The organism is Corynebacterium sp. NML 150383, from assembly GCF_002285085.1.
Taxonomy (GTDB): domain Bacteria; phylum Actinomycetota; class Actinomycetes; order Mycobacteriales; family Mycobacteriaceae; genus Corynebacterium; species Corynebacterium gottingense.
Genome location: NZ_NSGK01000017.1, coordinates 1 through 20,082 on the forward strand (window position 1 = coordinate 1; position 20,082 = coordinate 20,082).

At 61.1% G+C, this 20,082-nt stretch carries 18 protein-coding genes and 1 tRNA gene; 4 read left to right on the plus strand and 15 right to left on the minus strand.

What is annotated here, in order from left to right; all coding sequences use genetic code 11:
- Nucleotides 1-207: 207 nt before the first annotated feature.
- Nucleotides 208-281, minus strand: a tRNA-Gly gene (locus tag CKJ85_RS11530).
- Between the two features lie 90 nt (nt 282-371).
- On the opposite strand from CKJ85_RS11530, the gene dcd reads away from it, so the two are divergent.
- A complete protein-coding gene (gene dcd / locus CKJ85_RS11535; RefSeq protein WP_095536034.1) occupies nt 372-935 on the plus strand; it encodes a dCTP deaminase in 564 nt (187 codons plus the stop codon).
- A gap of 34 nt (nt 936-969) precedes the next feature.
- Here dcd and CKJ85_RS11540 read toward each other — a convergent pair whose 3' ends face one another.
- Complete coding sequence (locus CKJ85_RS11540; RefSeq protein WP_095537480.1) at nt 970-2,175, minus strand: Fic family protein; 1,206 nt, start codon at nt 2,173-2,175, stop codon at nt 970-972.
- A 202-nt stretch (nt 2,176-2,377) separates the two neighbouring features.
- On the opposite strand from CKJ85_RS11540, the gene CKJ85_RS11545 reads away from it, so the two are divergent.
- Both CKJ85_RS11545 and CKJ85_RS11550 read left to right on the plus strand, forming a co-directional pair.
- The gene (locus tag CKJ85_RS11545) at nt 2,378-3,697 is read left to right on the plus strand and encodes a UDP-glucose/GDP-mannose dehydrogenase family protein (protein WP_095537481.1); all 1,320 of its coding nucleotides are present in this window, start codon (nt 2,378-2,380) and stop codon (nt 3,695-3,697) included.
- A gap of 32 nt (nt 3,698-3,729) precedes the next feature.
- Nucleotides 3,730-5,265 (plus strand): FMN-binding glutamate synthase family protein, encoded by a 1,536-nt coding sequence (locus CKJ85_RS11550; protein WP_095554401.1) that lies wholly within the window; start codon nt 3,730-3,732, stop codon nt 5,263-5,265.
- A gap of 91 nt (nt 5,266-5,356) precedes the next feature.
- On the opposite strand, the gene CKJ85_RS11555 is transcribed toward CKJ85_RS11550, so the two are convergent.
- The 13 genes from CKJ85_RS11555 to CKJ85_RS11610 form a co-directional block, all read right to left on the minus strand.
- Nucleotides 5,357-6,880, minus strand: a complete 1,524-nt coding sequence (locus CKJ85_RS11555; protein ID WP_095275695.1) for an ABC-F family ATP-binding cassette domain-containing protein — start codon at nt 6,878-6,880, stop codon at nt 5,357-5,359.
- Nucleotides 6,881-7,110: 230 nt separating this feature from the next.
- Entirely contained in the window at nt 7,111-8,409 is a 1,299-nt protein-coding gene (locus tag CKJ85_RS11560) for a pyridoxal phosphate-dependent aminotransferase (protein ID WP_095554402.1), read from the minus strand.
- A 9-nt stretch (nt 8,410-8,418) separates the two neighbouring features.
- Nucleotides 8,419-9,051 carry a DUF1707 domain-containing protein gene (locus CKJ85_RS11565; protein ID WP_095554403.1) on the minus strand — a complete coding sequence of 211 codons (633 nt, stop codon included), beginning with the start codon at nt 9,049-9,051 and terminating at the stop codon, nt 8,419-8,421.
- Between the two features lie 66 nt (nt 9,052-9,117).
- The gene (locus tag CKJ85_RS11570) at nt 9,118-10,068 is read right to left on the minus strand and encodes a substrate-binding domain-containing protein (protein ID WP_095554404.1); all 951 of its coding nucleotides are present in this window, start codon (nt 10,066-10,068) and stop codon (nt 9,118-9,120) included.
- Nucleotides 10,069-10,084: 16 nt separating this feature from the next.
- Nucleotides 10,085-10,381, minus strand: a complete 297-nt coding sequence (locus CKJ85_RS11575; protein WP_095275691.1) for a hypothetical protein — start codon at nt 10,379-10,381, stop codon at nt 10,085-10,087.
- A 9-nt stretch (nt 10,382-10,390) separates the two neighbouring features.
- Complete coding sequence (locus CKJ85_RS11580; protein WP_095554405.1) at nt 10,391-11,686, minus strand: Na/Pi symporter; 1,296 nt, start codon at nt 11,684-11,686, stop codon at nt 10,391-10,393.
- 111 nt (nt 11,687-11,797) lie between these two features.
- A complete protein-coding gene (locus tag CKJ85_RS11585; RefSeq protein WP_095554406.1) occupies nt 11,798-13,678 on the minus strand; it encodes an ABC transporter ATP-binding protein in 1,881 nt (626 codons plus the stop codon).
- Nucleotides 13,675-15,378, minus strand: a complete 1,704-nt coding sequence (locus CKJ85_RS11590; protein WP_095537488.1) for an ABC transporter ATP-binding protein — start codon at nt 15,376-15,378, stop codon at nt 13,675-13,677. Before CKJ85_RS11590 ends, CKJ85_RS11585 begins: the two co-directional genes overlap by 4 nt.
- 28 nt (nt 15,379-15,406) lie before the next feature.
- Nucleotides 15,407-16,201, minus strand: coding sequence for an ABC transporter permease (locus CKJ85_RS11945; RefSeq protein WP_038592731.1), 795 nt, complete (start codon nt 16,199-16,201; stop codon nt 15,407-15,409).
- Nucleotides 16,182-17,081 (minus strand): ABC transporter ATP-binding protein, encoded by a 900-nt coding sequence (locus CKJ85_RS11595; protein WP_095537489.1) that lies wholly within the window; start codon nt 17,079-17,081, stop codon nt 16,182-16,184. Before CKJ85_RS11595 ends, CKJ85_RS11945 begins: the two co-directional genes overlap by 20 nt.
- 75 nt (nt 17,082-17,156) lie before the next feature.
- Nucleotides 17,157-17,621 (minus strand): hypothetical protein, encoded by a 465-nt coding sequence (locus tag CKJ85_RS11600; protein WP_133064030.1) that lies wholly within the window; start codon nt 17,619-17,621, stop codon nt 17,157-17,159.
- Nucleotides 17,618-18,043 (minus strand): hypothetical protein, encoded by a 426-nt coding sequence (locus tag CKJ85_RS11605; RefSeq protein WP_095537491.1) that lies wholly within the window; start codon nt 18,041-18,043, stop codon nt 17,618-17,620. The genes CKJ85_RS11600 and CKJ85_RS11605 overlap by 4 nt, the downstream gene beginning before the upstream one ends.
- Before the next feature lie 11 nt (nt 18,044-18,054).
- Complete coding sequence (locus CKJ85_RS11610) at nt 18,055-18,453, minus strand: hypothetical protein (RefSeq protein WP_095537492.1); 399 nt, start codon at nt 18,451-18,453, stop codon at nt 18,055-18,057.
- Between the two features lie 392 nt (nt 18,454-18,845).
- Here CKJ85_RS11610 and CKJ85_RS11615 point away from each other — a divergent pair, with 392 nt between their 5' ends.
- Complete coding sequence (locus CKJ85_RS11615) at nt 18,846-19,769, plus strand: sensor histidine kinase (RefSeq protein WP_143340205.1); 924 nt, start codon at nt 18,846-18,848, stop codon at nt 19,767-19,769.
- Nucleotides 19,770-20,082 lie beyond the last annotated feature (313 nt).

Genomic DNA, 20,082 nt, shown 5'->3' on the forward strand with positions numbered 1-20,082 from the left:
GCTGGGCAGGACGAACATAACCCCAGCACAACACACCCAAAAACCACCCATCCCACCCCCAAAAAAGCACACATTTTGTCGCTTAAGTCGACACGCCGAGAAAAGCACACATTTTGTCGCTTAACCCGCCAGACACACCGCACACAAAAACCGCACACGAAAAAGCCCGCCTCCCGGTACGAAGCGGGGAAGCGGGCCTCATCAAATTGGAGCCGGCGACGAGAATCGAACTCGCACTCTCAGCTTGGGAAGCTGATGTTCTACCACTAAACTACGCCGGCATTCTGCCGCGCCGAATCAGCGCGACAATGGCAATACTTTAGCACCGTCCCGCGCTGAAACGGAAAACGAGCCTGCCGTATGCTTGTGGCGTGCTTCTTTCAGACCATGACATTCGCGACGCTATCGACTCCGGCAAGCTCGGCATCGACCCCTACGATGCCGCCCTGGTGCAGCCGAGCTCGATCGACGTGCGCATGGACAAGTTCTTCCGCGTCTTCAACAACTCGAAGTACACACACATCGACCCGAAGCTGGAGATGCCCGACCTCACTACGGCTGTCGAGGTCCCGGAGGGCGAGGCCTTCGTCCTCCACCCCGGCGAGTTCGTCCTCGCGTCCACGCTCGAGTGCTTCACGCTTCCCGCGGACCTGGCCGGCCGCCTGGAAGGCAAGAGCTCGCTCGGACGCCTCGGCCTGCTCACGCACTCCACCGCGGGCTTCATCGACCCGGGCTTTTCCGGCCACATCACCCTCGAACTGTCCAACGTGGCCAACCTGCCCATCACGCTCTGGCCCGGCATGAAGGTGGGCCAGCTCGCGATCTTCAACATGTCGTCGCCGGCCGAGGTCCCGTACGGTTCGGGCGCGCTGGGGTCGAAGTATCAGGGCCAGCGCGGGCCGACGCCGTCGCGCGCGTACCTAAATTTCCAGTAGGGCATTTCGCTTTTCGACGCCCACCGTGCAGGAGTTACATCAGATCCAGGTGCCTTCTGCCTAGTTCCGTCAGCTCAAGGGTGAGTGGGCGCTTTGATACTGAGTGCAGCAGTCCCTCAGATTCGAGTTTGTCTGCAACGGGGCGGAGGGTGTTCCAAGACCTTTCCATGGCGGCTGCTGCCTCCTTCAGTGGAATGGGGAGGTCTGGTCCAAAAAGCAGTGCTTGCGCCGCTAGGAATAGGAGACCGCGTTCATACTGATCACGCTTTAACGCCGATAGAGTGTCTTGCAAACTCCTCAGTTGGGCGTGTTTTTGGTCAAGAGATGATTCTAAGTCTTCTTGGGCATCGACCAGCATTTCGAGCATTGCCTTGAGAAAGAATGTCGCTTCTCCAAAGTTCATACTATTTTCTGCATCTATGAAGGCCGCGTAGTACTTCTTCCGTTGCAGCGAGAACTGATGAGACAGGGACATTGAAGTGGGTGGGGAGAGAATCTCGAGCGCCTTGAACGCAAGCAAAAATCGCCCCATGCGTCCGTTTCCGTCGTAGAACGGGTGAGTGTACTCGAATATGAAATGACCGATGAGCGCATTCACGAGGACATGCGTTTCACGGAACTGAGAGTCGAGGAAGGTTTGCATCCGCGTTTCAATGTCGTGTTCGCTGCGCGGGGCCCTGTGCACCTCTCTTACGCCGTCGTGGATTTCTACGGAGTCGGCTCGGAAGAGCTCGCCATCGGGTAGGTCGTCGCTGCTGATCTCCTTCGAGAGCAGTTTGTCGTACTCTGCGCGCAGTGCCTCCGACGAATCTGGAAAAGCCGGGCGTTCGTTGGGGTCCAACAGTGATTTGTAGAAGGCAACCATTTCCCGGAAACGCTTGTGGGGTCCGCTCTTAGGGCTGGTAAGGGCATCGACGATTTCCTTGCGCGTCGAGTAAACACCTTCGATTTGGTTCGTAGCTTTAATTTCTCCAATGAGAAGGCCGGTAAGGTAGTGACTACGTGCTACGCCGGGAAGCGTCACCCACTTGTGAGCTATTTGGAGCTCAGTGCGCCAAACTTGTTCGAGGAGCGACTGGATCTCACCGGTAAGCACCACGAACAGTTCGTGCTCACCAACCTGGAAGTTCCAATGGAGGGTTGCAGGGGATTTAAACCTGGATGTGTACTCCGCTTGAGCAGCACGGCGGCCGTCTGAAGACATGTGAAACAGCGTCTTCAGTGATTTGTAATCGCTCACTTCGGCCGTCCTTTGCGGTTCGTTTTTTGCAATTCTGCAAGCGTAGCAAAGATCTGCGTGGTCTATTTTTCAAAAACAGGGGTTTTTGCAAAATAGGATCGCGTCGTGCGCTGCTTCTTCGCAAATTTGAAAGAATAGCAGCCGCGTCCCGCGTCCCCCCTCACCCTGCCCCGTCTCACAGGAACGGGCATAATGGTCAGTTATGCGGATGACAGTAATTGGCACCGGCTACCTCGGTGCAACCCACGCGGCATGCATGGCTGAGCTTGGCCATGAGGTGCTTGGCGTGGACGTAGACGAAGCAAAAATCGATCGACTCAAGGCAGGGAAGGTCCCGTTCTACGAGCCGGGCTTGCCCGAGGTCCTTGAGCGCAACATGGCGGCCGATCGCCTGGACTTCACCACCTCGTACGAGGAGGCGGCGGCGTTTGGCAACGTACACTTCATCGGCGTGGGCACCCCGCAGCAGCGTGGTTCCTACGCGGCGGATACCCGTTACGTCGAGGCCGTGATCGATTCGTTGGTGCCGCACCTGGAAGGCGAGCACGTCATCCTGGGGAAGTCGACGGTGCCGGTGGGCACGGCCGCGGAGCTGCAGGCCCGCGCCGATGCGCTGGCCGCGCCGGGCACGTCGGTGGAGATCGCGTGGAACCCGGAGTTCCTCCGCGAGGGCTACGCGGTGAAGGACACGATCGAGCCGGACCGCATCGTGCTGGGCGTTCGCCCGGAGCACTCCCAGGCGGAGGCTATCGCGCGCGAGGTCTACGCCACCCCGCTGTCCAAGGACACGCCGTTCATCGTCACCGACCTGCAGACCGCTGAGCTGGTGAAGGTGAGCGCCAACGCGTTCCTGGCCACCAAGATCTCCTTTATCAACGCGGTCAGCGAGGTCTGCGAGATCGTCGGCGCCGACGTCACGAAGCTCGCCGACGCCATCGGCTACGACGACCGCATCGGCCGCAAGTTCCTGGGCGCCGGCCTTGGCTTCGGCGGCGGCTGCCTGCCCAAGGACATCCGCGCGTTCATGGCGCGCGCCGGCGAGCTGGGCGCCGACCAGGCGCTCACGTTCCTGCGCGAGGTGGACGCGGTGAACATGCGTCGCCGCGAGCGCGTGGTGGACATGGCGCGCGAGGAGCTCGGCAGCCTGATCGGCCGCCGCATCACCGTCCTCGGCGCGGCGTTCAAGCCGAACTCTGACGACGTGCGCGATTCGCCCGCGCTCGCCGTCGCCGGCCAGCTCTCGCTCGCGGGCGCCGCGGTGCGCGTCTTCGACCCGGAGGCGATGGACAACGCCCGCCGCGTCTTCCCCACCCTCGACTACGCCGACACCCTCGATGACGCGCTGACCGGCGCTGAGCTGGTCATCCTCGCCACCGAGTGGAAGCAGTTCAAGGAGATGGATCCGGTCGCCTCGGCCAAGCTCGTGGAGCAGCGAGTGCTTATCGACGGCCGCAACGTCCTCCCCGTCCCCGCGTGGCAGCAGGCGGGCTGGACGATCCGGGCGTTGGGACGCAGCTTGTAGAACTCGCCACGAAACGGGGGCATGATGGAGGTATGCCTAATAAGAAGTCTCCACACCTTGTTCAGAGCGCCCTCGGTGCCGCTGCGGCGGCCCTCGGCGGGGTCGCCGTCCACGATCTGAAGCAACAAAAGTACCCGGTACTGCGGAACTATCCAGTGCTGGGGCACATGCGCTACCTGCTCACGGATATTGGCCCAGAGCTGCGCCAATACTTCATTGAGTGGGACTGGGACGGCCGACCCTTCAACCGGGACCAGCGCAACGCTATCTACGAGCGCGCAAAGGGTATCCAAAGTGAGACCGCTTTCGGCACGGTGCAAGACGTGCGCGAGCCGGGCCACGAGTACCTCGTGCACTCGGTCGCACCCGTCGCGCAGCCAGATGAGCCACCGCGCACGCTCATTGGGGGCAAGGACTGCGCGAAGCCCTATTCGATGTCGCTGCTCAACGTATCCGCGATGAGCTTCGGCTCGCTGTCGCGTAACGCGATCCGATCGCTGAACAAGGGCGCGGAACTCGGCGGGTTCGCCCACGATACTGGCGAGGGCGGGCTGAGCCCGTACCACATGGAAAATAACGGTGACCTGATCTGGGAGCTGGGCACCGGCTACTTCTGCGCACGCACTCCGGACGGCGACTTCGATCCCGCACAATTCCGAGAAAAGGCTGCGGATGACCAGGTCAAGATGGTGGAGCTCAAGCTGAGTCAGGGTGCGAAGCCAGGCATTGGCGGGGTGCTGCCGGCGGACAAGATCACCGAAGAAGTCTCGCAGATCCGTGGGGTTCCGCGTGGCCAGGATTGCATAAGCCCGGCCAGGCACCGCGTCTTTTCCACGCCGACGGAGCTGATCGAATTTATTGCGCAGATGCGCGAGCTGTCCGGCGGCAAACCCGCAGGCTTCAAGCTGTGCGTGGGCAGCCGTCGAGAAGTGCTCGCGATCTGCAAAGCGATGCGGGAGGTGGGCACTACCCCGGACTTCATCGTGGTCGACGGCTCCGAGGGCGGTACGGGTGCGGCACCCATCGACTTTGAGGACCACGTGGGCATGCCGCTTACCGACGGGCTGATGACGGTGCACAACGCGCTTGTCGGCACAGGCCTGCGCGACCAGGTCAAACTCGGCGCATCCGGCAAGGTCGCCGGCGGTGCGGATATTGTGATGCGCATGATTCAGGGTGCCGACTTTACCAACGCCGCTCGCGCCATGATGATGGCGCTTGGCTGCATCCAGGCGCAGCGCTGCCATACCGGCAAGTGCCCCTCGGGTGTGGCGACGCAGGATCCGCGCCGCACTCGTGCGGTCGTGGTGGAGGAGAAGTCGCGGGCCGTCTACAACTTCCAGAAGGCGACGGTGCAGCAGGCGGTGCGGCTCATGGCATCGATGGGTGTCAGCGACCCGGCCGAGCTGAACCCGGCGATGCTGCGTCGCAACGTCTCGCCGACCGAGGCCCGCTCGTATGCGGAGCTCTACGAGTGGCTCGCGCCCGGCCAGCTGCTCGACGACGCCCCGCAGGGCTGGGCCGAGGACTGGCAGGCGGCTTCGGCGGACACCTTCCGGCCGGTGTAGGGCCGCAACGCCCGAGGTAGGCGGGAGTTGCAAAATAGTTCCCGGGTTCGCCTTGAAACCGGGAACTATTTTCGGGAAGAGGCCCATAACATCAGGTCAAATCATCGATGGAAACTTCCCTGTCAAGGTTCATACGCTCACAGAAGTCTTCGTCGTGGCTGACGAGAAGAAGCGCACCTGCATAACTCTCAAGAGCGGAGACAAGCCAGTTCACGGTTGAGATATCGATGTTGTTGGTGGGCTCGTCGAGAAGCAATAGCTGCGGAGCAGGCGACGAAAGAAGAACACGGGCAAATTCAACGCGGAAACGCTCACCACCCGAAAGCGTTCCGATAGGCGCGTGCACAGTCTCATTCTGAAACAACAATTGCGCGAGTTGGTCCCGAATATACTGCGGATCAGCAGACGCGTTGGCCTCCGAGACCAACTCCAAAACTGACCGGTTGGGATCAAGAACAATGCGCTGCCGGAGGTACCCCACATTCCTAATCGCGTACCCCGCGTCTCCGTCTGCAACAGAGTTGAGCAGGGTCGTCTTTCCGCTGCCGTTCGGTCCAGTGATCCGGACACGCTCGGGGCCCACAACAGTGAGTCCTGGGATCTCCACAACGCGGGTTCCGTTCGGAAGCGCCGTACCGGGAAGCTCAATGTACACGTGTTGGTCGTCGCGTACCTTGTCTTGCGCGTGACGATACTCAGCGAGAGACGACTCCACAGACTCGGCATGAGCCGAACCACGCCGAGCAGCAGTCTTCTCAGACCGATCCTTGTCCAGCCCCATCGCCATGCCAGGTTTACGATTGTTAGCAGCGAACTTCTTTCCGCGACGAGCGTCCCGAGCAATGCGAGTTTGCATTGCCTCACGCTCTCGAACCTGCCTACTGTGAATCGTCTTCTTGTCCCGCACCTCCCGCATCGCTGCTTCCTGTTCATTGGCCAGAGCTTCACGGTAGACGGAGTAGTTACCGGGGAAAAGACGAAGCTTCCCGTCGTGAAGTTCTGCAATTCCGTCCACGGAATCCAACAAGTCGCGATCGTGGCTCACCACAATCGCAGGAACAGTGGATTTGGAAAGAGAGCGGATTAGCTGGGCTTTCGCTTCCGCATCGAGGTTGTTCGTGGGCTCGTCCATGACAATGAAATCGGGGTTGTCAGCCATGAGCGCAGCTAGTGCAACACGAACAGCCTCTCCACCGGACAGGGTAGACAGCGGCCTAGCCAGGTTAAGCTCGAGTCCATGAGCTGACAACACAGCCCGAGTCTCTTCGGCAGCATCCCACCGGTCACCGATGAGCTCGAACAATTCGGGATTGAACTGGCCACCTTCGATGGCGTTGATTGCCTCGATGATTTCGGTGATCCCAAAGACGTCTGAAACTGTAGTGTCCGGTTGCAGTCCAAGATCCTGAGGCAGGTAAGCGATTTTCGACGGGCGCTCGACCGAACCAGTGCTCGGTTGCAGCTCGCCGAGGATGACCCTGATCAGACTCGTTTTTCCGGAACCGTTATCGCCGATCAGGCCGGTCAGGTGACTTGAAAAAGTGGCGTTCAAGTCCGAGAAGCAGGGGGATCCGTTAGGCCACTCGAGGGAGACGTTATTCAGGGAAATAGGCATGCTCATTCAACTTTCTGTTTCGTGTTAGGCGGAAACACGGAACTTGAGCACGGCCTATTCCTTCCTTCGGGGACAGTTCCTCGTCGATACTATGACAGTGTCCGTCGGGGGTCAAGGGTTTGCGCTGCTGTAAGTCGGGATAGGTGATGGTTTGAAGGTGGACCGCGGCTGACAGATTGCGGCGGAAGCGGAAGGACCGGCAGCGGCACCCAACCACCAACAAACGACCCCTAGTGCTGGTGGTAGTCGGCGAGGAAGTTCCCCAGCCGCTCTAGGGCGTTTTCCAGCTGCGATGCCCACGGCAGCGTGACCACGCGGAAGTGGTCTGGGGTGGGGTAGTTGAAGCCGCGGCCCTGGACCATGAGGATCTTCTCGGACTTGAGCAGGTCGAGCATGAAGCGCTCGTCGTCGTGGATGCCGTACATCTCCGCGTCGATCTTGGGGAAGCAGTACAGCGCGCCTTTCGGCTCGACGACGGAAACGCCAGGGATCTCGCGGAGCTTCCGCACGGCGACGTCGCGCTGCTTGTGCAGGCGGCCGCCCTCGGCGGTCAGCGAGTAGATGGACTGGCGGCCGCCGAGCGCCACCTGGATGGCGTGCTGACCAGGCACATTGGCGCACAGGCGCGTGCCGGAGAGCAGGTCGATGCCCTCGATGAAGCCCTTCGCGCGGCGGCGCGGTCCGGTGATGACCATCCACCCGGCGCGGTAGCCGCAGACGCGGTACGCCTTGGACAGTCCGTTGAAGGTGATGGTGATGACGTCGGGGGCGACCTCGGCCATGCAGGTGTGCTGGGCGCCGTCGTAAAGGATGCGGTCGTAGATCTCGTCGGCGAAGATCATCAGCTCGTGCTCGCGGGCAATGTCAGCGATGCCTTCGAGGGTCTCGCGGGAGTAGACGGCGCCCGTCGGGTTGTTGGGGTTGATCACCACGATGGCCTTCGTTTTGTCGGTGACCTTGGACCGGATGTCCTCCAGCGACGGGTTCCAGTCGTCCTCCTCGTCGCACAGGTAGTGCACGACCTTGCCGCCGGCGAGGGTGGAGGCCGCCGTCCACAGCGGGTAGTCCGGGGCGGGGATGAGGATCTCGTCGCCGTCGTTGAGCGCGGCCTGCGTGACCATACTGATCAGCTCGGAGACGCCGTTGCCCAAATACACGTCGTCGATGTCGCAGGGCGGGAAGCCGTCGATAAGCTCATAGCGCGTGACCACGGCTCGGCGGGCGGAAGTGATGCCCTTGGAGGTGGTGTAGCCCTGGGAGGTGGGCAGGTTGGCGATCATGTCGCGCATGATCACGTCCGGGGCCTCGAAGCCGAACACGGCGGGGTTGCCGGTGTTCAGCTTGAGGATGGTGTGGCCGTCGCGCTCCATCTCCTCCGCGGTCGCGGAGACGGGCCCGCGGATGTCGTAGAAGACGTTCTTGAGCTTGTCGGCCTGGTCGAAGTGGCGGTGGGTACGCTTGGCGCGTGTCGACGCCACCTTCTCGGGATTGGCTGGCTGGTCTGGGGTTTTGGGATGTTTCTTGGCCATAGGGCCATATTAGTCGCGGCGGCGGAACCTGTTGAGGGATTCTTGCGCAAAGTTGAGGGTATCGCCGGTGAGTTGGTCGATCTGCTCGCGGCGCTCCGCCTTCCTGCGCGCCGCGTCGTAGGCGCGGTCCGCCTCCAGCTCCAGCTGCTTGGCGCGCACGAGGCGGCGCTTGGAGCGCTCCATGTCGCGCAGCGACGGCGAGTACCAGGAGTCCGGCCCCACCTTCATCACGTAGAGCAGGATGAACAGGACCGGGATGACCGCGAGCACGGCGGGGAGCGAGGCCGCTCCGGCGAGGGTGATGCTGCCGATGGTGCCCAGCCAGAAGATGCCGGCGCGGGTGCGGCGGCCGGAGCGGCGCGCCTCGACAAGCTCGCGGGCGGTGAAGACGGGCACGTCGTGCTGGGCCGCCGGCATGCCGGCGCTGGAGCCCATGACGGGTGCCTGGGGGATGTCGGCGAACAGCGGCACGAGGTCCGCCCGGGTCTGCGCCTGGGTGCAGCACTGGCAGCGCTCGTCGTACTCCCCGAGGGTGAGGCGGCCCTCGCTCAGCGCTTCCCCGAGAGCGGACATTGCCTCGGTGCGGTCCGCGTCAGAAAGCCGGATGTGCTCCGGCTGGGAGGGCTGGAAAGCGCTGCTCATCGGGGAAATGCTCCTTACAGTTCACAGAGAGAGTAACGGCCCCACCATAGCACTGTAGGTGGTGCTCTAGGCGCTCCAGCGATCGTCGGCGCCGGTGACGCGATTGTCGAAGCGCGTGCGGGCGTCGTCGTAGTCCTGCTCGGGCAGCTGGTAGAAGTACACGCGCGGCAGTACTCCCTCGACGCGGTCGAGGTAGGTGCCCATGAAGTCCGCGAGCGCGTCGTTGCCGTCGAGGGCCTCGGCGCTGACGTAGACGAACAGCGGTCTGGACAGCGGGTACTCGCCCTCCTGCGTGGCTTCGCGGGAGGGCGCGATGCCGTCGATGGTGACGTTGTCGATCAGGTCGCGGGTTTCGCCGTCGGTGGCCAAGTAGTTGCCAACGCCCATAAAGCCGATGCCGTTGGGGTCGTCGGCGATCCAGCCGGACAGTTCGTCGATGTCGTCGGTCGCCTCGTAGTCGTCGCGGATGGTGTCGCCTTCGAGGACCTTGTCCTTGAACACCTCGAGGGTGCCGGAGCCATCCGGTCGGCCGTACAGGCCAATCTCCTCGTCCGGCCAGGACGGGTCGATGTCGGACCATTTGGTCACCGGGGAGTCCGCCGCCCAGATGTCGTGGAGCTGCTCGGTGGTGAGGTCCTGGGCCCAGGTGTTGTCGGCGTGCTTCACAATGGTCACTGCGTCGAGCGCGATGGGCAGCTCGATGAACTCGATACCATTGTCGCTGCACTGCTGCTGGAACTCCGCCGGGATGGCCACGGAGGAGTCGTTGAGGTCGGACTTGCCGTCGCAGAACGCCTCGAACCCGTCGGTGGAGCCGTCGGCGGAGATGCGCGCGTCGTGGTCGGTGCGGTCCGCGATGAAGGAGGTGATCGGCTCGACGGTGGCGGAACCGGTGACGCGGATCGCGCCGCCGGAGACCGGGTCGTTGTCGCTCTCGGCGTCGCTGCCTGCGCAGGCGGTCAGGCCGGTCGCCGCGAGGGAGAGCGCGGCGGTCAGTGCGATGAATTGCTGCTTCATACGTGCTGTGCCTGCCTTACTGGTGCTTCTTGGTTGCTTCGTTGCGGAACTCACGGAAGAAGGTGAGCACGTCGCGCCAGCGCGGGCGGGTCATCTCCAGGTACTCCGGGATGCGGTTAAGCTCCTCCAGCTGTTCCGGCGTGAGGCGCTCGTGGTCCGTCTTGCGGCGCATCTCGAGCTCGGCGCGCAGGACGCTCGTGGTTTCTTCGAGCTCGTCGATGAGCTGCTGGAGTTCGTTGTTCGGCGCGTCGGCGTCGATAAGCTTCTGGGCGCGCTGGCCGGACTTTGACTGTGCGTTGTCGGGGGTGGTCATGGGGGCTCCTTAGAAGAAGACGTTGGTGATGAGGACGGCGAGCAGCGGGAGGGCGAAGAAGACACCGCCGACCCAGAGGAAGACGTACCACTTGTTCTTGTCCGCCATGGTGGCCAGCCAGTCTGCGCCCTTCGGCGGGAGGGCGCGCAGGAACGGCAGGGACATGATGACGAGTGCGCCGAAGACGTTGAACATGGTGTGCACCAGCGCGCCCTGCATCGCGGACTCTGCCTCCACGCCGGAGGCGGAGAACGCGGCGATGAGGCCGGTGATGGTGGTACCGATGTTGGCGCCGACCACGAACGGGAACAGCTCCTTGACCTTGAACTTGCCGGAGGCAGCGAGCGGGACGGTCAGGGAGGTGGTGGTGGAAGAGGACTGGACGGCGGTGGTGATCACGGCACCGGAGAGGATGCCGGTGACCGGGCCGCGGCCCAGCGCAGCGTGCAGCAATTCCTGGGCGCGGCCGACCAGCAGTGCAGAAAGCATCTTGCCGATGTAGCCGATGACCACCAGGATCAGGGCTACGCCGCCGACGGAGAGGACGATGCCGCCCCACACGTCGCCGAGCGGGCTGACGATGAGCTTGGCCAGGTTGACCAGCGGCTTGGTGATCGCGTCGACGCCGCTGCCGATCGCGTCGAAGATGCCGGCGAGCACGCCGTCGCCCTCACCCGCGAGGGAGCCCGCGAACACGCCGGAAATCTTGGACAGGAAGCCGGTGAAGATTTCCAGCGGGAAGAAGATCGCCAGCGCGAGCAGGTTGTAGAAGTCGTGCACCGTGGCCATGGAGAACGCGCGGTGGAACTGCTGCTTGTTGCCCGACAGACCGAGCGCCACCAGCGTGGAGGTGACGGTGGTGCCGATGTTGGCACCGAAGAGCATGGGCACCGCCACCTCCAGCGGCAGGCCACCGGCGATCATGCCGACGGTAATGGAGGTGGTGGTGGAGGAGGACTGCATGATGGCGGTGGCGAGAATACCGACCGCCAGGCCCACGAACGGGTTCTCGGCGAAGGAGAACAGTTCCTTCGCCTGGTCGCCCGCGGCCATCTTGAAGCCGGCGCCGATCATGCCGACGGCGTTGAGGAGCAGCCAGATCGCAAGGACGACGGAGATCCACTCCGCGACCTTCTTGGCGGTGCCGCTCAGCGGCAGCCAGCCGAGCGGGTCGGCGGTCGTCTCGTCGTCCGCGTTCTTTGGCGCGTCCGTGTCCGGGGCGGGTTTCGTCTTGGTGGCAACGGCGGTGCTGCCGTGTGCCACGTCGCGCGCGCCGGTCTCGGCGTGCTTGGCATCTCTGCTCATGTGCGCTCTCAATCAACGTCGTATGGACTTGGTCGAGAGTGCACCTTATGAGCAAGAAGCGGAATTGCTGTGTATTTCCGGTTAACTTCCGGGGAATTGTATAAAGGTAGCCTAGCTATGTGAGAACTGGCTCTGGTACAGCTCGTGGTACGCGCCCTTGCGCTCGAGCAGTTCCTCGTGCGTGCCCTGCTCCACGATCCGCCCGGCCTCCATCACCAGGATCACGTCCGCGTCCCGGATGGTGGACAGGCGGTGCGCGATGACAAAGGAGGTGCGCTGCGCCCGCAGCGCGTTCATCGCCCGCTGCACCAGCACCTCGGTGCGCGTATCCACCGACGAGGTCGCCTCGTCCAGAATCAGGATGCCCGGCCGCGAGAGGAACGCGCGCGCAATGGTGATCAGCTGCCGCTCGCCCGCGGAGATGGAGCCGCCGTCCTGGTCCACGATGGTGTCGTAGCCGTCGGGCAGCGCGTGCACGAAGCGGTCCACGTAGGTCGCCTTCGCGGCCTCGATGACCTCCTCGTCCGTCGCGTCGAGGCGGCCGTAGCGGATGTTTTCCATGATCGTGCCCTTGAACAGGACCGCGTCTTGCAGCACCATACCGATCTGGCTGCGCAGGTGGGGGCGCCTGAAATCGCGGATGTCGTGGCCGTCGATAAGGATTGCCCCCTCGTCCACGTCGTAGAACCGCATGATCAGGTTGACCAGCGTCGTTTTGCCCGCGCCGGTCGGCCCCACGATCGCGGCGGTCTGCCCCGGCGCGACGCGCAGCGAGAGGTCCTGGATCAGCGGCTCGTCGGTGTAGGAGAAGGACACATCGCGGAACTCCACCAGGCCTTCGGGCCGCGCGCTTGTCGACGCCCCCTCGACATCCGCCACCTCTTCCTCAGCGTCGAGCAGCTCGAAGATGCGCTCCGCTGACGCGACGCCGGATTGGACCATCTGCATCATGCCGGCGATCTGGCCGAGCGGCTGGTTGAACTGGCGAGAGTACTGGATGAACGCGGTGGCGTCGCCAAGCGTCATGTGTCCGTTGGCCACGCGCAGGCCGCCGAAGACGGCGATGGCCACGTAGGAGAGATAGGACACGAACTGCATAATCGGCTGCATCGAGTTGGACAGGAACTGCGCCTTCTGCGCGGCGCCGGTGAGCTCCTCGTTGCGCGCGTCGAAGGTGCGGCGCAGCTCCTCGGTCTGGCCGAAGATGAGCGCGACGTCGTGGCCGGAAAATGACTCCTCCACATGCCCATTGACGTCGCCAGTGGCCTTCCACTGGGCGGCGAACTGCTTCTGCGAGCGGGTCCCCACCACGCCCATCGCCACCGCGGTGAGCGGGATGGCCAGCAGCGCCAGCAGGGCGAGCTGCCAGGACAGCCAGAACATCATGACGATGATGCCCACCAGGGTGATCACCGCATTGAACATCTGCGACAGCGCCTGCTGCAGCGCCTGCTGGACGTTGTCCACGTCGTTGGTGGTGCGGCTCATCACGTCGCCGCGCTGGCGGGAGTCGAAGTAGTTCAGCGGCAGCCGGTTCAACTTCGTTTCGACGCGCTCGCGCAGGTCGTAGACGGTGCGCATGGTCAGCCGGTTCAGCAGCGCGCCCTGCGCCCACATGAGGACGGAGGAGCACAGGTACAGGGCGAGGATGACAATGATCAGCTCGCGCAGGTGGTCAAAGTCGATGCCCTCGCCGGGCCGCAGGTCCATCGCCTCCGCCATGTCGGCGAAGCGGTCCTCGCCGGCGGCGCGCATGCCCTCCACCGCCTGCTCCTTGGTCACCCCGCCCGGCATGCGGGCGGAGATCGCGCCGGAGAAGATCACGTCCATCGCCCGTCCCATCACGCGGGGCGCGTACACCGACAGCACGACCGATGCGGCGTTCATCACAAAGACCGCGATCAGCGCGATCTTGAACGGCGCCAGCAACCCGATCAGCCGCTTCGCCGAGGGCCAAAACTGTTTCGCCTTCCGAGGCTCTTGCTCACTCATGCCTGCACCGCCTTCTGGCTCTGCTCAATTTCCCGATACGTCTGGCTGCTTTCCAGCAGCTCTTCGTGGGTGCCGCGTGCCACGATCTCGCCGGCTTCCATCACGAGGATCTGGTCGGCACCGCTAATCGACGCCACCCGTTGCCCCACCACAATCACAACCTTGCCCGCGGTGTACTCGGTCATCGCGGCGCGCACGCGCGCGTCCGTGGACGCGTCGAGCGCGGAGAAGGAATCATCAAACAGGAACACGTCCGGCTGCGCCACCAGCATGCGCGCGATGGAGAGGCGCTGGCGCTGCCCGCCGGAGACGTTCGTGCCGCCCTGCGAGATCTCCATGTCCAGGTCGTCGACGAAGTCGGCCTGCGCCGCGCGCAGCGCGTTCCACAGCTCCTCGTCCGTCGCGTCCGGGTTGCCCATCCGCAGGTTCGAGGCGACGTTGCCGCTGAACAGCCAGGGCTTCTGCGGGACCATGGAGACACGCTCGACGATGTCGGGGCGGGCCAGGTTGTCGATGGGGGTGGCGTCGAGAAGCACTTGCCCCTCGGTGGCCACGTGCAAGCGCGGGATGAGGCTGAGCAGCGTCGTCTTGCCCGAGCCGGTGGCGCCGATGATCGCCGTGGTCGTGCCCGGGCGGGCGGTGAAGCTCACGCGCTTGAGAACGGGTGCGTCGGCGCCGGGGTAGGTGAAGGTGACGTCGCGGAACTCCACCTCACCGGTGCGGGCGGTGGGGGAAGTAGGGCGCGCCGGCTCGACGATCTGCGGGGCGTGGCCCAATACCTCCGCCACGCGGCGGGCGCACACGATCGCGCGCGGCAGCATCATCAGCATGAACACGCCCATCATCACCGCCATGAGGATCTGCATGAGGTACTGCATAAACGCGGTGAGCGCGCCCACCTCTACCAGGCCCTCGTCCACGCGGTGGCCGCCGAACCAGAGCACCGCTGCTGTCGCCAGGTTCAGGATGAGCATGATGACCGGGAACATGGTCACGAATACCCGGCCGATATTCAGGCTGAGTTTAGTGATCTGCTGATTCGCGTCTGTGAACCGCTCGGTCTCGTAGTCCTCGCGGGCGAACGCGCGGACCACGCGGATGCCGGCGATCTGCTCGCGCAGCAGGACGTTGATTGCGTCCAGCCGCTTCTGCATCTGCTTGAACAGCGGCATAAGAATCGCCACGATGACGCCCACCACGACGGCGAGCACGACCACCGCCGTGACAACGAGCCAGGACATCCCCGCATCCTGGCGCAGGGCCATGATGATGCCGCCGATGGCCATGATGGGTGCGGCGACCATGAAGTTCATGAACAGCAGGAATGTCATTTGCACCTGCTGGACGTCGTTGGTGCCGCGGGTGACTAGGGTGGCGGTGCCGAAGCGGGCCATGTCCTCGCTGGTGAAGCCCGATACTCGGTCGTAGACGGCGGCCCTGATGTCCCGGCCGGTCTTCATGGCCACCTGGGAGGCGAACCACACCGCGCCGATGGCCGCCACGATCTGGATGAGTGCGACGATGAGCATGCGCAGGCCCACGTTCCAGATGTAGGGCACGTCTGCGCGCGCGACACCGTTATCAATAATGTCTGCGTTGAGGTCCGGTAGGTACAGCGTGGCGAGGGTGGTAACCAGCTGGAGTATGAGCACCGCGAAAATCTCACGACGATAGCGAGCGAGTCGGCGGAACAGATCCATCTAGTCTCCTGAATTCACAGAAACGGTCTTACCTCGCAGCTCGATCACGCTGCGTGCCAACCACGGCAGTGACCAGAGCCAAAAGCGCCAGAACCATAGTTGGGAAAGCGAATCGTCTCTCGGGCTCAAGGTCCACCCACTTTCCAAGCGAAACGTGAGGCAACCAGTTCGAAGCACGTTCGGACAGCATTGAGGCTAGCAGGGGTTCTGCAACAACGAAGTAAGCTACGAGTGCAACCAAAACGACGACCCACCGTCTTAGCAGTGTTGCTGCCGCAAATGCGATCACGGCAACGGTGGCGTAGAGAATGGATCCGCCCAGGATGACGGTACCAAGGGGCGCTTCGGGGGTGAGGCTTGGTACTTCGGCTTGCCTCAAACCTGTCGTCAACCCGGCGATCGATAATGCGGTTAGGATTGCTCCGGTTATTAACGACAAAAGTACCAGAGATAGCGCCCGAACGGCGAAGATCGTTCTCAAACGCCGCGCCGCGACCGCAATATTGAGCAGAGCGCCCGATGAGAGCTCGCTTCCAGCGAAAAGAACGCCGTGGAGTGAAGCGGCAAGTGGCGCTAGTAGATAGATCGAGGTTGCGGCGAGATCCAGCTTCTCCGGATCTTCTGAGTCGGGCCCGAGTGCTGCCGTGGTGTCGATCGAGACCGCACCGGCATCTGAGGAGGCCCCGCTTGATGCCATGACTGCGGCGTATGACAACAGTGCGGTTAGTAACGGCACAACTACGAGTAGAGCAAAGACTCCCGGATGAAGTATCCACCTTCTGGTTTCGACTTTGACCACCGTCTTACGGTCTGCCGTGTGCATGAAACTGATCCTCCAAAGTGTGCTTCTTCGTCTCCAGATTCAAGACCGGAATGGAGTGCTCCTCCATTAGGGTCCGTAGGGTTTCGACATTCTGATCGTCCACCTCCAGCACGCCAGGGCTGTGCGAGCCAGTTCGGACACGCCGATGATCAATGATGGAACTGATCGCCTCACTCAGTTCCGGCGGATAATGTACTAAGAAAGTTTTCGCTTCCCCCACGTAGCTAGCGAGCTCACCAGCAAAAATCATTCTTCCGCGTTCTAGGTGGATGATGTGGGAGCAAAGGGTTTGAATTTCATTGAGGTCGTGGCTTGAGATTAAGACAGTGCGTTCGTCAGTTGGTAACTGCTCTATGAGGTTTCGCATAAGCAGGCGCCCCTGGGGATCTAAACCGTTCATTGGTTCGTCAAGAATGGTCAGGAGTGAACCATTAATCAAAGCAGCACCAATTTGCACCCGTTGACGGTTTCCAAACGATAGCGTCCGAACTTTTCTCGACGAATACTCACCCAACGACAGGGATTTAATCACGTCCTTGACTTCCTCGTCCGTTCGCCCAGTCAGTTGACCAAGGTATGTCAAAGTTCGTTTGACTGACCAGCGCGGCCAAAGCGCCATTGCGTCGATTGCAGCTCCAGTCCCGCTCCCTATAGTTTCGCTGGAGGCGAGGTTTTTCCCGAAGAACTCGATTTCCCCGTGGGAAGGGCGTTCGACTCCGGCAATAAGGCGTAGAAGTGTGGACTTTCCGCTACCGTTCGACCCCACAAGACCCACTACTGTCCCTGCGGGGACCTCTACATTGATGTCATCGAGTGCGAGAGTCGAACCATACCTCTTGCTAAGATTAGAAAGTTTTACAGCGACTTGAGGTGTTTTCATCTAAGTACCATTCGTAGGCAAGTAGCCCCGCTTGTAATCGGGGCTACTTCGTAGGTGGTTAGGGCGCAACTTTAGCTAGTTGCCGTAGCTGGCGCAGACGTAGAAACCGATGCTGATGCAGCCTCCCATTCGCGGATCAAGTTCCGGTCGAACCTTGAGCAGGGGACCCTCAGCCTCACGACCATCTTCGGGTAGCTCGAATTCGCGCGTTGTGAATCGCAGTCCGTCAGGAACTGGCACTCCGCGCTCTCGCAAAGTCTCGAGATTGGCGGTCTTTGCAGTAAGCTCCTTCCTTTTCGCATGGGTGGGGAGCTGAGCGACATCGTTGATGTAGCCGATGAACCCATCAGAAGCGATAACTTCGATGAAGTCATCGATTTGCTTCGTGATCGTTTCCTTGTTGATGCGAAGCTCTACCTCGGCGATCTCGCTGTCGATCTTGTTGAACGTGGTATTTACGGACATGGTGAAGTATTTACGGACATGGTGAATCCTTTCTGGTATTGCAATGATTTGCTTGGGGTGAACAAAGGGAGTCATCCGATGTTGGCGAACGAGCGAATTTTCTCGAGCCAGGACTTATTGTCGTTAGTTCCACTGACGAGTCTGAAGTTCACTAGAAGTGAGATTCTGTCTCCGTTAGTGAGATAGAGGTTCAGGGGCTTACCAAGATCCCTAACGAATCCGAGAGAGGGAAATCCGCCTCGGCTACCGCCCGCTGTGAAGCGCCCATACTCGGGTGTGAACTCGACGTCAACATCCTGGATATCAGTGGGCCACAGAGTCAGCCAGTCACCAAGGACCAATTTCTTCTCGTTGAGAAAGATTTCGCCTTGGTGCGGAAAAAGAGCCGCCTGATTCGCAAGCCCGAACAGTCGTCGACCAGCATCATTCGACTCGAGCTCAGTTTTAGTTGCGCCGTGAAAACTGGCTCTATCCGTGAATTTCTTAGTCACTTCCACAGGTGCACCTCTTAAGCTAGTGCCGCGTCGCTGTCGAACGTGTAGGTCACTTTCCTGACCCCGTCTGACAAGAGTTTCGCCACGCAAAACAGAGTGGGTCGGCCGTCGCCAAACCGCGAACGTTGGATCTTCAGGCCCTCAGGCACATGGATACCTCGATCTTCTAACTCATCTTCGTCGAGGATCGTGCCTCGAACGAACTCGTCGCGTTCCTGAACCGGTAGCGCATACAGTTCTTGCAGCATCGCGACAAACTCGTCCCCGGTCACAAAATCTCTGATCTCGAGAAGCCCCTGCTTTGCTTCCTGTCGGACCATCTCCTGGCTCAATGGGGGCATTGGAGCGTCTTCCTCGATTACCGGGTAGTCGATCCGCTCCATTTCGAACGGGGCAACGTTTTCCTTGTCCAACGTGTACTCCTTTCTATTTCCGATGACTTCAGTGGGGAGGGCGACCGTTTGACCGCCATCCTCAGTTTAAATTACCGGGTCCGATCCGGGTATCGGCCAACTGGACATTTAAAAATTTGGCCAAGTAGCTATGAATCCTCAGTTGCCCGAGTGTGTGTTGACGAGCTAGAATTGCGCAATGTTCCGCCTGTTTCTTGCTGGTCAAGGATCTTTGCGACTAAAAGGGGGCGTCACTTTGGAGCGCGTAGTCTCAGATTCGGGTGACGGTCCCTTTTGGGGGTCAGACGTGGAGCGACCTCATCTACCTTGCGTCAATCTGCTTGATCGGTTTCGTCTCACTGAGCGGAGCTAGCGAGCAAAGTCGGGTGGCGTTAATAGCGCTAATCGCATTGATGATCGCGCTGCAATTTCAACGCAAACGACATCCCTTTCTGGTTCTTTTTCCGCCAGCAGTTTGTGCTCTTTTTGCAACTAACGTCTTCTTTCTTCCGACCGTGTTCAACTTGGCACTGCGTAAGCGAGGATGGGGCAGTTTCGCGGCTGTGGTCGCTGCCTTCGTCCTCTGCCGAGTCGGGTGGTCGGAGAAGGAAACGATCGTCACTGTTCAGGCGGGTGAGAAGGAAACCAATGATCCAACTATTGCCTGGCTGGTTGAAGGCACGGTTCTCGTCATTGTGCCGTTCCTGGCTGGGCTGGTTATTTCCTACAATAGAAATCTGGTTGAGTCGTACCGGGTGATTGCGCAGCATAAAGAGCTAGAGCGGCAAAGGGTGGCTACAGAGGCCGTCCTCAGGGAGCGAGCCCGGATCGCCAATGAAGCGCACGATCATGTTGGCCATAAGCTAGCGTTGTTGTCACTGCAAGCGGGTGGCCTCGAGGTCAACTCCGAAGCTGGCCCCGACGTGATCAAGGAGAACGCTCAATTGATACGAGAGACCGCGGTAGAGACGTTAGCGGACCTCAGAGTTCTTATTGACCGCTTGGACGATGCGTCGGCTTTCCAGGCCCCCGAAGATTTAGCTGCGATCGTGGCTGAAAATCGGAGAAGCGGGGCCGACATTACGCTGAACACTAGATCGCTTCGCCAGGTGGATGAAATGCCACGGGAAATGCGCCAGCTCGTCTCGCAAGTAGTTCGAGAGGCTCTAGCCAATGCTAGTGTTCATGCTCCACAAAGCCCGATTTCTGTTGAACTGAGTGGCAGTGAAGGAGGCGAATTACAAATCTATATCCAGAACTCCGTGCGTGAGGTTGAATCGGGAGATCTAGTTAAGAAGTGTTATGTCCATAGAGTTTTTGGACAAGGAGTCCAATGACTTTTTGGACACGGAATCCATGGAGTTCTTGGACAGTTTCTAGCGGGTCATATTTGTGGTCTGCGTTGTTATGTCCATAGAGTTTTTGGACAAGGAGTCCAATGACTTTTTGGACACGGAATCCATGGAGTTCTTGGACAGTTTCTAGCGGGTCATATTTGTGGTCTGCGTTTCGGTCGGGGCTTAGCGAGTTTCGGGTTCATCCGTGGCGGCTTGCGGTGCTTCATTCCTTCAACGAGGTTGATGTTGATCTGCCCGCCTGGTGGCCTGTGGCTCAGTGTGACTGGCAGTGGCACGCTGAAGAGGAATTCAC